A 14170-nucleotide genomic window follows, 5' to 3' on the forward strand; every position below is an offset into this window, starting at 1 on the left:
AAGGCGCGGGGGCCGTGCCCGGGCGCTCGGGAAAAGTCGTACGCCCCCTCCCGGCCGGACGCGCGTACTCCATCCGGCCGTGGGAGAGGGCGGACGCGGGGTGCGGGGCCGTACGATGCCCCGCACCCCACGCGTTCGCGGTCCAGCGGCCTGTTCGGGATCAGAAGCCGAACGGGCCCGGCGTCTGCTTGGTGACCGCCTTGCAGGTGTTGTTGACGCCCAGGATGGACTTGGCGGCGCACTCCTGCGCCGCGATGGCGGGGGCGGCCGCGCCCAGGCCGAGCAGGGTGGTGGAGGCGATGACGGCGGTCTTCATGGACAGTCGCATGATGGGTGCTCTCCTGATCCGTGAACGTCTGACTCCTGCCGGTCGGGCAGGGCGAAGGGAACCGACCTGGAGCAGGCGGCTCGTCCGGTGCGTGGGTGGGGGGAGAGAAGAGGACGGACCGGTTCGAGGGGGCACCGGCCGCAGGGGCGGCGGGACCGTGCGTGCCGTGCGGGTCGGGTAACGGTCGGAAAAAGCGGAAGGCTTCCTTCTTTATGGGCGGAAGCCCCATGCTGCGCACCGCCGTTGACGATAGCACCAGGATGCACACCGGCAACAGTGAGTTTCGGAAGCCTCAGAGGGGCGCGCGGTGCGGGGTCGCGCGTGGCGTGGGGGGCACGCGCCGAGCCCGCGCGGAGTACACGCGGGGCGCGCGCCCCCGCCTCAGCCCCGGTCCAGGTACGCCAGCACCGCCAGCACCCGCCGGTTGTCGTCGTCGGAAGGGGAGAGCCCCAGCTTCCCGAAGATGTTGGAGGTGTGCTTGGCCACCGCCCGCTCGGTGATGACGAGCCGCTCCGCGATGGCCGTGTTCGACCGGCCCTCGGCCATCAGCTCGATCACCTCGCGCTCGCGCGGCGTCAGCCGGGCCATCGGCGCGTCCTGCGAACGCCGGGTCAGCAGCTGGGAGATGACCTGCGGATCCATCGCCGTACCGCCGCCCGCCACCCGCCGTACCGCGTCCACGAACTGCTCCGCGTCGAAGACCCGGTCCTTGAGCAGGTAGCCGATCCCGCCGGTGCCGTCGGCCAGCAGCTCCTGCGCGTACAACTGCTCCACGTGCTGCGACAGCACCAGCACCGGCTGCCCCGGGACGGCCCTGCGCGCGGCCAGCGCGCACTGCAGGCCCTCGTCGGTGAACGACGGGGGCAGCCGGACGTCCACCACCGCCACGTCCGGCCGCAGCTCGGACAGGGCCCGGCTCAGCTCGGGGCCGCTCTCCACCGCGGCGACGACCTCGAAGTCGTATGCCTCCAGCAACCTCACCAGCCCGTCACGCAGCAGGAAGAGGTCTTCGGCGATGACGACGCGCACAACGGCTCCACGGTGGTGATCAGGCCCGTGCCCCCCGTGGGCCCGGTGTCACCATGGTCTCCCATGCTCTCCCGTGGGCCGCCCCCGCCGCCCGGGTCACCGCTCCAGGGTGAAGTCCGCGTAGTCGAAGCCGGGGGCCACCACGCAGGACACCAGCACCGGTTCGTCGCCGGCGGGCTCGGCGGACTGCCACGCCCCGCCCGGGACCAGCACCTGCGGCCACTGCCCGGTCTCGGCCACCGGCCCGAGGAGCCGTTCGGCGTCCCCGTCGCCGCCGATGCCCTCCAGGCGCATCCGCAGCGGGCCGCCGCGGTGCCACAGCCACAGCTCGTCGGAGCGCACCCGGTGCCGGCGGGAGCGCTCGCCCGGGTGCAGGAGGTAGAGGATCGCCGTCGCGAACGGCCGTGGGCCCGGGTAGCCGTCGGGCACAGCGGTTCGGGAGGTGCGCCAGGTCTCGCGGAACCAGCCGCCTTCCTCGTGCGGGCGCAGTCCGTAGAGGGCCACCAGGGGCGAGGTCTCCGGCATGCGTCCACTGTGCCACCGCGCCGGCCCCGCCGCCGCCCGGCGGTGAGGCGGGCGGTACGGGCGGGGCCGGCGTTTCCGGAGGGGTGAATGAGGTCAGCCGGCCGCGGAGCCGGCTTTCAGGTGAGCCGCTTGGCCGACCCTCATCCGGCCACCGCCGTCAAAGCGCACGGGATCTCGATCGTGACCATCGTCGGCCCGCCCGGCGGGCTGCTGACCGCCAGGACCCCGTCGAACGCCCCGAGCCGCCGCTCGACCCCCAGCAGCCCGGTGCCGCCGCCGATGTCGGCGCCTCCCCGGCCGTCGTCGGTGACGGCGGCCCGCAGCATCCCGCCGGCGTGGTACAGGTCGATCCGGATCAGGCGGGCGCCGGAGTGCTTGACGGCGTTGGTGAGCAGCTCGCTCACGGCGAAGTACGCGGCGGACTCGATCGGTTCGGGCGCCCGGCCCGGCAGGTCCACCGCCGTCTCGACGGGCAGCGGCAGCCGCAGCGCCAGTGCCCGGACGGCGTCCCCGAGGCCGCGTTCGGCCAGCACCGGCGGGTGGATGCCGCGTACCAGGTCGCGCAGTTCGGTCAGGGCCTCGGCGGAGTCCGCGCGGGCGGCGGCGAGCAGCCGCTTGGCCTGCGCCGGGTCCTTCTCGATCAGCGCCTCGACGGTGCCCAGGCTCATGCCCATGGCGACCAGCCGCGCCTGCGCGCCGTCGTGCAGGTCCCGTTCGATGCGCCGGAGTTCGGCGGCGGAGCTGTCCACGGCGTCGTGCCGGGTCTCCGTCAGGTGCTCGATGCGCAGCGCCATCTCCCGCTGCGCCGTGGGCCGCAGGAGCGTACGGGCCAGCCGGAAGTCGGCGCGCAGCAGGAACGGGGCGAAGGCGACGCCGAGGACCGCGTAGACCGCGCCCAGGGCGGCGGCCATGTTGGCGGTGTTCTGGTCGCTGATGGGCAGGAAGGTGAACCACACGTTGCCGCCGGCCTCGACGATCGGCTTCCACACGCCGGCGGCCAGGACGACGCCCCACGGCAGGTAGAGGACGAGCGCGGACGGCAGCACGGCGAGGAAGAAGCCGGCGGTCATGTCGACCAGCAGCCATTGGAGGTCGCGCCAGGTGGCCGGGTCGCGCAGCAGCGCCTGGGTGCGTTCGGCCTGCCCCAGGAAGCCACGGCGGGTGGGGAGCGGCTGGTACGGGCTGGGGATGTGGACGTCCGACCACTCCTGGGCCCGCGCCCTGCGCCGGTCGGCGTACGCCCGCAGGACCCGCAGAGCGTGCGGGGTGGTGAGGACGCCGATCCCGACGGGGACCAGGCAGAGCGACACCACCGCGTAGGTGTAGACGAGGGTCGACGCCAGCACCCCCGACCACGCGAGTCCCGTGGACCTCGCGAGGGCGCCGAAAGCTCTGCTGATCCTCATGGGTTTGTCGTTCCCCCGTCGTTCCGTGGCCCGTCCGGGGCGGTCGCCCCCGGATCCGGTCCCAGTCTGCCGTCCCGCCGGCCGCCCGGTCACGGGGTGTGGGCGGCGGACCGGGGGTGTACCTGGCAACACCCTCTCACCTGGCCTTCCGTCCCGGCGACAGGGGTGCGGGACGGCTGGGGAGGCGCGGCTTCCGTTCCTAGCGTGAGGGGCATGACGATCCCCACGAACCCGGGGCCGGCGCCCCGGGCCGTACCCGCCTCCCCGCCGGCGTCTGCTGTCCGTGGCCGCCGCGTACGGGGTGCTCACCGCCGTCTTCCAGCACGGCTGGGGCGCGTCGTGGCTGGGCGTGGAGAGCGCCGGGGCGGTCGAGGCGTGGCTGCCGCTGTTCGTGCTCGTCGTCCTTTTCGGGCTGTCGATGGACTACCACGTGTTCGTCGTCTCGCGGATCCGCGAGGCCCGGCTGTCCGGGCTCACCGCACCGGACGCCATCCGGGACGGCGTCCGCGCGACGGCCGGCGCCGTCACCGGCGCCGCCGCCATCATGGTCGCGGTCTTCGCGGTCTTCGCCACCCTGTCGATGCAGGACATGCGGCAGATGGGCGTGGGCCTGGCGGTCGCGGTCCTGCTGGACGCCACGGTGGTGCGGATGGTGCTGCTGCCGGCGGTGCTGGCCCTCCTCGGCGAACGCGGCTGGCGGACGCCGAGGATCTGATGGAACGTCACATAGCGGCCGGGGGCGCGTACTTGTAGCCGACGCGGCGCACGGTGACGATCGACGACCGGTGCTCCACCCCCATCTTGCGGCGGAGTCTGGCCACGTGGACGTCGACCGTACGGCCGTCGCCCACGTGCCCGTAGCCCCACACGGTGGTCACCAACTGGTCGCGGGTGTGCACCCGGTGAGGGTGGGCGACCAGGTGGGCCAGCAGCTCGAACTCCAGGTAGGTGAGGTCCAGCGGCCGGCCCGCGACGCGGGCGATGCGCTGGTCGGGATCGATGCTCACCAGGCTGTCGCCCCGGCCGGTGGCGGGCAGGCCGTCACCCCGCTCGCCGGCGGTCACCTGGCCGGCGCCGACACCGCCGGCGGGCTGCCGGTCGGCCGGTACGAGCACCAGGTAGCCGACCATCGGCGGCCGGCCCGGCAGCACCGGCAGCGCCTCCTGCGGCGCCGGCAGCCAGGTCGCCCCCGGATGCAGCAGGTCGGCGACGGGCGGTGCCTCGTCGGGAGCGACGGCGCGGAGACGGTGGCGCTGGGCGGGGAGGGAGGAGGCAGTGGGGTGGGTGGTGGGACGGAGGGGGGAGGGGGTCGGGGTCGCAGCGGCGGTCAGCGTACGGAGGTTCGACATGAGCTCAGCTCTTTCGCGCGGTGGACGTCGAAAAGACGTGCTGGGCGCGGGCCGTTGGCCGGCAGCGGTGCCGGCGGCTGACTTCGACGGGGGTCAGCGAGGGGAGTGGGCCTGCGCGGAAGGACACGCGCGACAACACACTCGGTCGAAGTCGTGGTGCTGACGGGACGGCCAGAAGGGCTCGAGGTCGCTGCGACCCTTCGCGATGTTCCGGTGGCTGGCCATGCCCCTATTGAAGCACGGCCGCGGGCGGGGCAGCAGGCCCGTTCCGGGCATGTGACCAGGAACGCGGGGGAGGGGGTGGGAGGGAAGGCCGCCCCCTTTCTCTCCCCCCGCCGCGTCAGTAGGTCACCGTGATCCGCCGCGCCGGCCCGTCCACCCGGACCGTGCCCCCGTACGGGATCACCTGCTGCGGGTCGGTGTGCCCGAGGTCGACGTCGAAGACGGCCGGCACGTCGGGGGCGTACGCGTCGAGCGCGCGCTCCACCGCCGCCCGGAGCGCCCGCCGGTAGCCGTCCGCCTCCTCGGGGCCGCGCCGCCGGTCCAGCGACCAGCCCTTCGCCCGGCCCACCAGGATGGCGGGGAAGCGGCGCAGCACCCCGCGCTCGCCCAGGGAGCGCAGGATCCCGTACACGTCGGCGGGGCGCGGCTGGTCCTCCGAGGTCTCGAAGAAGAACACGCACCCCTCGTACGCCGCCGGCTCGCGGATCTCCCGGTCGGCCATGAGCAGCCAGGACAGGATCTCGATGTTGCCGCCCCAGGAGACGCCCTCCACCACCCGGTCGGGGTTCCGCCAGGCCCACCCCTGACAGGGGCGCATCATGGGCGCGCTCCGGAACGTCTCGGGGTCGTCCCAGGGCCGGTCGATCTCGTTGAACTCCCGCGCCTCGACCAGTTCGTACGGCCCGGAGCCGAACAGCGCGGCCCGCAGCGAGGCCGCGGTCACGGGGTGCAGGGCCCCGGGCCGGCCCAGCTCCACCATGACGCTCGCGCCGTGGTAGCTCACGACGCCCGCATTCCAGAGCCAGGCATGGAGGTTGGTGTTGTCGCTGTAGCCGAAGAAGGGCTTGGGGTGCGCCCGGACGAGGTCCCGGTCCAGGTGGGGGAGGACGGTGAGCTGGTCGTCGCCGCCGATGCTGCTGAACACCGCGGTGATGTCCGGATCCGCGAAGGCGGCGTGCAGGTCGTCCGCCCGTTCGCGCGGCGACGCCCCCAGCTTCCTGGTCGCCGGATACTCCACCGGCACCAGCCCGAACTCCTCCCGCAACCGCCGCAGTCCGAGCTCGAAGGGGAGGGGGAGGAGACCGGGCAGCCCGGACGAGGGGGACACGACGGCGACACGGTCACCGGGGCGGGGTTTCGACGGGTACTGGGGGCGCATGCGGGTCACCCTAGGGGCGGGTGGGGGCGGTGCGCTTCCGAGTTCCCCCGCCTCCGTCCCCCGTCCTCGTCCCCGCCTTCGTCCCCGCTCCCGTCCCCGTCCCTCCGGCCGTCCAGCAGCACGGACCCGTACCGTGTGCCGGGCAGGAGGCGGAGGGCGGCGCACGCGCAGGCGCCCAGCCAGACCGTCGCGAACAGCCAGCCGCCGACGACGTCGGTGAACCAGTGCACGCCGAGGTACGCGCGGCTCAGCCCCACCGCCACCGCCCAGCACCCGGCCACCGCGACCACGGGCCCGGCGGCCCGGCGGGAGCGGAGCAGGACGGCGGCGGCGACCAGGCCGGCGGCGATGGCCGAGGTGGAGGTGTGCCCGGACGGGAACGACCAGCCGTCGGCGTGCGTCGCCCAGCCGTCGACGGGCGGCCGCGGCCGGGCGACCGACTCCAGCACCGCGTACCGGACGGCCTGCCCGCAGGCCAGGACGGTCACCGCCGCGCCCGCCGCCCACAGCTTCCGCCGCCGCCCGCCGCGCACGGCGAGCCACCCGGCGAGGAGGGCCAGGAGATAGGGGAACGGGCCGGTGCCGGTGGCGGTGACCGCCCGGGCGGCGGCGACTCCGACGGCCGGCCGGTGGGCGAGCGCCCAGGCACGGACGTCCACGTCGACCGGGAAGCCGCCCCTGCCGTGCCGGAGCACCAGCACCGCCAGCACGAGGAGCCCGAGCAGGGCGGCCGCGGCCGGGATCCCGGCGCGGACGGGGGAGACCCCGGCACGGACGCCGCGCCCGCGGCTCACGCCGGTCCTCGAAGAACGTGCGGTCACCGCTGGGATCCCTTCATCCTGCATCGTGGGCGAGCGCCTCGGGGACTGGAGACGACCCCGGGAAGGGGGAAGGTTCCAGCCCGGCGAGCCGGCCGGGTGGCGGCGGACGGCGCGAGCGTGGTGGTGCCGACAACAGGTTCGGCACACGCTCCCCAGACCCTTGCCCGCGATCCGACGATCTGAGGCATGAATCGTTTCACCGACAAGACGGTCCTGATCACCGGCGGCACCAGCGGCATCGGCCTCGCCACGGCCCGCCGCCTCCTCGACGAGGGCGCGTACGTGGCCATCACCGGCCGGGACGACGCCCGCCTCAAGGCCGCGGTCGAGGAACTCGGCGAGGCCCTCGGCGGTGACCCGGACCGCGTCCTGGCCGTCCGCGCCGACGCCGCCTCCCCGGCCGACCTCGACGCGCTGATGCGCCGCGTGGAGTCCTGGCGCGGCGGCCTGGACGCGGTCTTCGCCAACGCGGGCATCGGCATCTTCAAACCCGCCGAGGAGCTGACCGAGGACGACGTCGACCGGATGCTGGACGTCAACGTCAAGGGCGTCTTCTACACCGTGCGCAAAGCACTGCCGCTGCTGCGGAGGGGCGGCGCGGTGGTCCTCAACGCCTCCTGGACCCTGCACCGCGGCATGGCCGTGGCCTCCGTCTACTCCGCCGGCAAGGCGGCCGTGCACAACCTGGCCCGCACCTTCGGCGCCGACTTCGCGCCGCGCGGCATCCGCGTCAACTCCGTCAGCGCCGGCTACATCGACACCGAGATGTACCGGGAGTCCGTCACCGACCCGGCCCAGCACGCCCGCAACACCGCCGACGTGCCGCTCGGCACGCTGGGACGGCCGGAGGACATCGCGGCGGCGGTGGCCTTCCTCGCGTCGGACGACGCGGCGTACATCACCGGCCAGGACCTGATCGTCGACGGCGGCCTCGTCGGCTCGCTCCCGCAGCGCTGAGAGGGCGCCGGAATGCACACGAGCGCGCTCCCCGCCACCATGCGGGCGATCAGCCAGGACGCCTTCGGCGGCCCGGAGGTCCTGAAGGAGGTCCGGCTGCCCGTCCCGGCGCCGGGCCCCGGCCGGATCCTGGTCCGGGTGCGGGCGTCGGGCCTCAACCCCACCGACTGGAAGCACCGCGCGGCCCCGGCCTTCCTCGGCGACCCGCCCTTCGTCCTGGGCTGGGACGTCTCCGGGACGGTCGTGGCGACCGGCCTCGGCGTCACCCTGTTCCGGCCCGGCGACGAGGTCTTCGGCATGCTGCCGCACCCGTACGGCGTGGGGGCGCACGCCGAGTACGCGGTCGGTCCGACGCGCGCGTTCGCCCGCAGACCGGCGGCCCTGGACCACGTCCACGCGGCCGCCCTCCCCCTCGCGGGGCTCACCGCCTGGCAGGCGCTGGTGGACGTCGCCGGCGTCGGGCCCGGCGACCGGGTGCTGGTCCACGCGGCCGCCGGGGGCGTAGGCCACCTGGCCGTCCAGATCGCCAAGGCCCGCGGCGCCCAGGTGACCGGCACGGCCGGCGGCGCCCACCACGCCCTCCTGCGCGAGCTGGGCGCGGACGAACTGATCGACTACCGGCGGACGGACTTCGCGGCGGCCGGGCTCGCCGGGTTCGACGCCGTCCTCGACCCCATAGGCGGCGACTACCGCACCCGCTCCCTCCCTCTCCTCCGCCCCGGCGGCACCCTCGTCTCCCTCCAGCCCCACGGCACGGAGGAACTGGCCGCGGCGGCCCGTGCGGCCGGGGTCCGGGGCGAGGTGATGATCGTGGAGGCGGACCACGGCGGCATGACCGCGCTCGCCGACCTGGCGGCGGCCGGCCGCCTCCGCCCGGTGGTCGCCGGCACCTACCCGCTGTCCGAGGCCGCGGCGGCCCATGCGGCGGGGGAGCGCGGAGGGCGGGCGGGGAAGCTGGTCCTGGTGACGGACTGACGCGTTGGGTGACGGGGGGTGACGGGGTGGGGCCGGGGCCGCTCGGCACGGAGGGCCCGGCAGCCGCCCCCGGACGTCACCCCTCCCGCGGACACGACGATCGACCCCGTCCGCCCCCTACGGAATCAGCCGATCCGCCCGCTAGGGAATCAGCCCGTCCGGCCCCTACGGAATCAGCCCATCCGGCCGCTCCAGGATCAGCCCGGCCGTCTCCTCCACGGTCATCCCCGCCGTGTCCAGCCACCAGCCGGCACCGGCCAGCCGCTGCCGCATCGACCGGTCGAGCGGGGCCACGTCGTAGTCCACCCGCTCCCGCTCCGGGCGCGCGGCGTTGCGCGCCCGGCATACCTCGACCGGCGGCGCGAGCACGACGAACCGCACCGGCCGCGGCCGGAGCAGCCCGACCATGAGGTCGAGCACCTCCCGGTCGGGGACGACGTGGTCGACGACGGCCGTGAAGCCCGCGTCGGCGAAGTTCGCGGCGAGCGAGCAGATGTTCCGGGCCCGTAGCAGCAGCTGCCGCCGCGCCTCGGGCTCCGGAAGCCGCACCACGCTCACCCGCCCGCGAACGATCATGTCCGCCACCGCGTCCCCGGACACCAACGCCGACCGCTCCAGCCTCCCGGCCACCTCCCGCCCCACACTCGACTTCCCGGCCCCGGGCAGCCCGGAAAGGACCAGACACTCGCCAGGACCCACGGAATCCCCTCCCTCGGACGACGCCGCCATCCTGACGCGCCCACCCGAGCCCCGCACCCCCTTTTCACGCACCTCTCGGTGAGGGGACGGTGACGGCGGGGAGCGGCTGTTGTGAGGCCGCGCATAGGGCCTCGATCACATACGGACTTCTTTAGTCCCAGGCGTTCCCGAATTCCCGGGGATTTCCGGGTCTTTCCCGGCTCGGTGAACGATGCGGGGGAGTAGGTCACAGTGCTTGTCGGGGTTTTCGGCCGCCGCTAAGAATGGTGGGACCGCACGGCGCCGTACGACCGAGAACGGCGCTTTTCTTTGCGCCGGTCCAGGCCCGTCGCGGTTCCCCGATCCGAAAGGTTCACCTCTCCATGCGTTCCACCCACTCCGGCTATACCCGTCTGTCCAAGGTCCATAAGTTCTCCGCCGCCGGTCTCGGTGCCGCGGGTGCCGCCGCGGTCGCGTTCGCGGTGGTCTCCGGTGGTACGGCCGTGGCGGACGCGCGTCCGGTGGTCAAGCCGGTGGCGTTCGAGGCCAAGGCGTTCGAGGGCCAGGGCCAGGGCGAGGCGGCGCGTCACGCGGACGAGGCCGTGGCCCGGGCGAAGACCGAGGCGGCGGCGAAGGTGAAGGCGGACAAGGACCGCGCGGAGAAGCAGACCGCGAACCGCTCCACCGCCCGCAAGCCGATGCGGAAGCCGGCTGCCCCCGCCGCTCCCGCCCCGAAGGCGTACGGCAACGACCTGGAGGGCTGGATCTCCCAGGCTCTGGACATCATGAAGGCCAAGGGCATCCCGGCCTCGTACGAGGGTGTGAAGCGGAACATCATGCGGGAGTCGACCGGTAACCCGCACGCGATCAACGACTGGGACGTCAACGCCGTCAACGGTGTGCCGTCGAAGGGTCTGCTGCAGATCATCGACCCCACCTTCAAGGCGTACCACGTCGAGGGCACGTCCTGGGACATCTGGGACCCGGTCGCCAACATCGTCGCGTCCTGCAACTACGCGGCCGACAAGTACGGCTCGATGGACAACGTCAACTCCGCGTACTGACGGAGAGCGAAACAAAACGCCGGAGGGCGGCGGCACCGGAAACGGATGCCGCCGCCCTTCGGCCCGCCGTGACACCGTCGCCCGAGGTCACCGCACTCCCCGTCACGGGGAGTAGCCGACCGCACCGCACCCCCACAGATCCGACCAAATCATCGCAACAGTTGACGTCTATAGTGTCCTGAGTGTTCGCGCGAATAAGCAGCAGAGACAAGCTCGCCGCGTGGCGGCAACCACGGGTGATCCTGTGGACCGTGGCGGGCGCGGTGACGCTCGCGTTCTTCATCGTGCTGGAGATCGTCGCGCGCCGTGTCGGCGGCGAGCCGGGCCCGCTGGTCACCCAGGCGAAGGAGCTCGTCTTCCCGCCCAAGCCGGGCCCGCTGTACGCCGGCCTGGCGCTGATGATGGTGGTCCTCACCTGGCGGCAACGGCTCATCGCGGCGGCCTGGGCGGTCGGCATCGACCTCGTCTTCGTGCTGGGGCGGTGGGCGGCCGACGTCAAGGTGACCGACGGCCGCTACTTCGGCAACGGCGCGCTGTGGGTGATGCTGGGCACCGCGGTCATCGCGCTCACACGCCGCACCGGCCGGGAACGCACCCTGCTGCTCAAGGGCGTCGGACTGGGCCTGCTGCTGGTGGCCGGCCGCAAGGTCGGCGACTCCTGGCTGATGATCACGTGGAAGACCCGCCCGAAGGTGCTCGACCAGTACGTGGCGACCGCCGACCACGCCCTCGGCAACCCGTCGTGGGCGGCGGGCCGCATCCTCAAGGCCACCGAGCCGATCGGCCCGCACGTCCTCGACCTGGTCTACGCGCACCTCGCGGTGGCCGCGATCGTCTTCGCGCTGTACCAGCTCCGCAACGTGGCCGCCGAGCGCCGCTTCCCGCAGCACCACCTGATCCGCACCTTCCTGGTGATCGGCCTCCTCGGACCGGGCATCTACATGCTCTTCCCGGTCGTCGGCCCGGTCTTCGCCTACGGCCCGGGCGCCTCCGGCACCGGCGGCGTGGAATGGGCGACGGCCAACATCTGGCCGCACACCCCGCCGGCGATCGGCATCCCGCACCCCTTCACGTACGACGACCTCACCCCGCGCAACTGCATGCCCAGCCTGCACACGGCCTGGGCCACCGCGATCTTCATCCACTCCCGCAAGGGCCCCCGCTGGGTGCGGTACGGCGGCGCGTTCTGGCTGGCCGCCACCATCAGCGCCACCCTGGGCTTCGGCTACCACTACGGCTCGGACGTCATCGCCGGCGTGGTCTTCGCCCTCACCATCGAGGCGGCCATGCGCCTCTACGACCGCGGCCCCGACCGCTCGGGCATCCTCCTGATCGCCTACGGCACCACAGTCTTCACCGCGTTCCTCCTGGCCTACCGCTTCCTCCCGGTGGAGATGGCCGAAAACCCCTGGCTCTTCGGCCCCCTCCTCATCCTGGCCACCCTCTCGGTCATCTACGGCTACCTCCGCACCACCAGACAGTGGGACGCGAACCCCCTCATCCCCCTCCCGGACCCAAAACCCGCCACGGAACCCCAGCGCGCAGAACCCCAGCCCGCACCGGCGCCAGAACCGGTCTGACTGTCCCGCACCCACCGCACACACGGCGAGGGCCGCTCCCCGACTACGGGAAGCGGCCCTCGCCGCGCGCTCAGAGCGCTGCCTCGCTCCCTAGAGGTTGAGGCGGCAGAGCCTTTTGACCAGTGGAATTACGCTTCCCTGCCTGGCTCGGCGCACTCCAGCGCACATGGTGTGCCGTCGGCAGGAGCCGAGCCCTGAGCTCATGCGTCCGTCCCCAGGGAGCGGTCCGGCCCGAAGTGACTGACCTCCATGGTGGCGATGCCGCCTGGCGGGCTCGCAAGCACGCCCTGCGCTCTCACCGGAGTACCCGTGTCGTGACAGCGCACTGCTAGGTGGTAGGGCTCATCTGCAAGATCGAACCATACGGTCCTCCGGCGGCGTTTGATCAACGTCTCGATGCCCACGCGGCCAGTCGCCTCATCAGGGCGCCGGCTGAGGTCGGTGATGACTCCGTAAAGCACGTGCTCATGCGTGTAGAGCTGGGATTTCAGCCTGTTGGAGACTTCATCGACGATCTCGATGGCATCGCGGTTGAACTCCACGCGGTTGGACGATCCCGGGGGAGGCGAGGCAACCCGGGACCAATTGAACGTGATGTCCAACGCGGCGACCGATTCGGCGTTGACGACCTTGCTGAGGGCTCGGCAAAGCTCGTACGAGACCCCCTCACCGACCGAGTCCGCGATCTCGCTACCCGTGGGACGGCGTTCCGAGCTCGCCATTTGTTCCAACACGCCAAGCGCCCGGGACATGGTCGCCGTCACGCGCCTGTCGAAGAGGGTTTCCTCGATCTCGATGTCGATGTGTTCCTGCTGAGGCACGTAGACGTCCTCTGGGGACCTGGCCTGACTAATGATCGGCACGATGTAGGAACCGCGGCGAGTCTGTCCCAGCCGGACCTCGCGGGCCTGGTCCTTGGCGCGCAACGGGAAGTTGCGGAAGTGCCCCTGACGGCGAATCGAGGCAGCGGCAGAGGCCACGCGAAGCCGCTTGGCGGACATGAACAGCTCGTACCCTGCTTCCAGGGGGATGGAGCCATCGCTGAGGGAAGGGTGGGAAGCCCTGAGGTCGGTGACGTCGTGGTAGACGGTGGCGATTGCATCGTGCACAGTGCGTACATCGCGGGATTCGAGCCGGGAGACGTCACTGAGAAGAATGTTGGTGCGCTTCGCGAAGTCGGGGGCTCCCGGCTTCATCGGGACCAGGACGACCTTGTCCTCACAGTCTCGGAAGCGCCACAGTTCGGCCAGTTCACTACCTGAGACGGGGGACCAGCCGGACACTTTGAGGTAACTCCGGATCTCTCCGGGGCCGAAGTCGGGCTTCACTTGCACCATGTCAGTTCACCCCCCAGCTGCCGACGCCGGTCATACGGCGCGCCGCATCGAACATGGTGCTCATGGCGCTCACGGTGAGCAGCTGGTGCTCGGGGAGGTGAATCGCTGTCGTGACGCTGCTGTTCGCCGCTTTCTGACCTTGAAGTGATGCCCAGTAGCCGTGGCAGGCCAAGACGATCGAGTCCGGCTGGTGGGTCACCCACCTGTCGATGTCCGGTGGGACGATCAATAAGGCGAGGTGGCCGGGCGCTGAGCGGTCGGGTGCTCGCAACTTGTCGTACGTCTCGATGTCCAGGTCGAAGCTGAATCCGCCACGAACGGAGCGTGGCTTCTGAGTGCACTTCAGTTGGATGTCGACCATCAATCCGCCTGAACGGAGAGTGATATCGACTCCGTCCTTGTCCACATTCCAGTCACAGATCGTGTAACCGCCCTGTGTGGCAAGGGCATGCACGTAAGCGCGACTGACCTGCTCCTTCTGCCAGCTTGTCGCCTCCGCTGTCACCCGATCCCCTCCCCGTCGAGTGATCGTGAGGATAGTCCTGTGAGGATCACCGGGGAATAGGGCTCGTGTGACCTTGCGACAGACGATGTTGTGGTTGAGGTCGCGCATGCGTTACATCCCCCCTTGAATCGAACAAGCGATCCATTGCCTCTAGGGATACCAGAAGGCTCTGACATCGGGTGCTGTGCCCATCGCGAACACCGAGTGCTGATCGGGCCGCAGCGACGAGTTGTAC

Annotated in this window: 14 protein-coding genes and 1 pseudogene; 5 read left to right on the forward strand and 10 right to left on the reverse strand. The window is 72.0% G+C overall.

All coding sequences use genetic code 11. From position 1 onward, the window contains the following. Positions 1-160: 160 nt before the first annotated feature. The 4 genes from K7I03_RS23905 to K7I03_RS23920 form a co-directional block, all read right to left on the reverse strand. Positions 161-328: a hypothetical protein gene (locus K7I03_RS23905; protein ID WP_185940486.1), complete on the reverse strand. Its 168-nt coding sequence runs from the start codon at positions 326-328 to the stop codon at positions 161-163. A 381-nt stretch (positions 329-709) separates the two neighbouring features. Next, positions 710-1357, reverse strand: coding sequence for a LuxR C-terminal-related transcriptional regulator (locus tag K7I03_RS23910; RefSeq protein ID WP_185940485.1), 648 nt, complete (start codon positions 1355-1357; stop codon positions 710-712). 96 nt (positions 1358-1453) lie between these two features. Continuing rightward, positions 1454-1882: a cupin domain-containing protein gene (locus K7I03_RS23915; RefSeq protein WP_185940484.1), complete on the reverse strand. Its 429-nt coding sequence runs from the start codon at positions 1880-1882 to the stop codon at positions 1454-1456. Positions 1883-2022: 140 nt separating this feature from the next. Then, positions 2023-3288 (reverse strand): sensor histidine kinase, encoded by a 1266-nt coding sequence (locus tag K7I03_RS23920; RefSeq protein WP_185940483.1) that lies wholly within the window; start codon positions 3286-3288, stop codon positions 2023-2025. Between the two features lie 274 nt (positions 3289-3562). Here K7I03_RS23920 and K7I03_RS23925 point away from each other — a divergent pair. Then, a pseudogene (locus K7I03_RS23925) lies at positions 3563-3997 on the forward strand (MMPL family transporter); the annotation flags it as partial. A 13-nt stretch (positions 3998-4010) separates the two neighbouring features. On the opposite strand, the gene K7I03_RS23930 reads toward K7I03_RS23925, so the two are convergent. The 3 genes from K7I03_RS23930 to K7I03_RS23940 form a co-directional block, all read right to left on the reverse strand. Continuing rightward, complete coding sequence (locus tag K7I03_RS23930) at positions 4011-4637, reverse strand: winged helix-turn-helix domain-containing protein (protein ID WP_185940482.1); 627 nt, start codon at positions 4635-4637, stop codon at positions 4011-4013. A gap of 340 nt (positions 4638-4977) precedes the next feature. After that, on the reverse strand, positions 4978-6018 hold the full coding sequence (locus K7I03_RS23935) for a S66 family peptidase (protein ID WP_185940481.1): 1041 nt from the start codon (positions 6016-6018) through the stop codon (positions 4978-4980). A gap of 5 nt (positions 6019-6023) precedes the next feature. Continuing rightward, positions 6024-6812: a phosphatase PAP2 family protein gene (locus K7I03_RS23940; protein WP_185940480.1), complete on the reverse strand. Its 789-nt coding sequence runs from the start codon at positions 6810-6812 to the stop codon at positions 6024-6026. A 213-nt stretch (positions 6813-7025) separates the two neighbouring features. On the opposite strand from K7I03_RS23940, the gene K7I03_RS23945 reads away from it, so the two are divergent. Both K7I03_RS23945 and K7I03_RS23950 read left to right on the forward strand, forming a co-directional pair. Further along, entirely contained in the window at positions 7026-7796 is a 771-nt protein-coding gene (locus K7I03_RS23945; RefSeq protein WP_185940479.1) for an SDR family NAD(P)-dependent oxidoreductase, read from the forward strand. Positions 7797-7808: 12 nt separating this feature from the next. Next, positions 7809-8771: an NADP-dependent oxidoreductase gene (locus tag K7I03_RS23950; RefSeq protein ID WP_224347191.1), complete on the forward strand. Its 963-nt coding sequence runs from the start codon at positions 7809-7811 to the stop codon at positions 8769-8771. A gap of 165 nt (positions 8772-8936) precedes the next feature. Here K7I03_RS23950 and K7I03_RS23955 read toward each other — a convergent pair whose 3' ends face one another. Next, a complete protein-coding gene (locus K7I03_RS23955) occupies positions 8937-9470 on the reverse strand; it encodes an AAA family ATPase (protein ID WP_224347192.1) in 534 nt (177 codons plus the stop codon). Between the two features lie 362 nt (positions 9471-9832). Between K7I03_RS23955 and K7I03_RS23960 the strand changes: the two genes are divergently transcribed. Both K7I03_RS23960 and K7I03_RS23965 read left to right on the forward strand, forming a co-directional pair. After that, positions 9833-10513 (forward strand): transglycosylase SLT domain-containing protein, encoded by a 681-nt coding sequence (locus tag K7I03_RS23960; RefSeq protein ID WP_185940477.1) that lies wholly within the window; start codon positions 9833-9835, stop codon positions 10511-10513. 182 nt (positions 10514-10695) lie between these two features. After that, positions 10696-12093 (forward strand): phosphatase PAP2 family protein, encoded by a 1398-nt coding sequence (locus tag K7I03_RS23965; protein ID WP_224347193.1) that lies wholly within the window; start codon positions 10696-10698, stop codon positions 12091-12093. A gap of 200 nt (positions 12094-12293) precedes the next feature. Here the strand turns inward: K7I03_RS23965 and K7I03_RS23970 are convergent, their stop codons facing one another. Both K7I03_RS23970 and K7I03_RS23975 read right to left on the reverse strand, forming a co-directional pair. Further along, complete coding sequence (locus K7I03_RS23970) at positions 12294-13430, reverse strand: hypothetical protein (protein WP_185940476.1); 1137 nt, start codon at positions 13428-13430, stop codon at positions 12294-12296. Between the two features lies 1 nt (position 13431). Continuing rightward, positions 13432-14043, reverse strand: coding sequence for a DUF4365 domain-containing protein (locus K7I03_RS23975; RefSeq protein ID WP_221902412.1), 612 nt, complete (start codon positions 14041-14043; stop codon positions 13432-13434). Between the last annotated feature and the right edge of the window lie 127 nt (positions 14044-14170).

This window comes from Streptomyces mobaraensis (genome assembly GCF_020099395.1).
GTDB lineage: Bacteria > Actinomycetota > Actinomycetes > Streptomycetales > Streptomycetaceae > Streptomyces.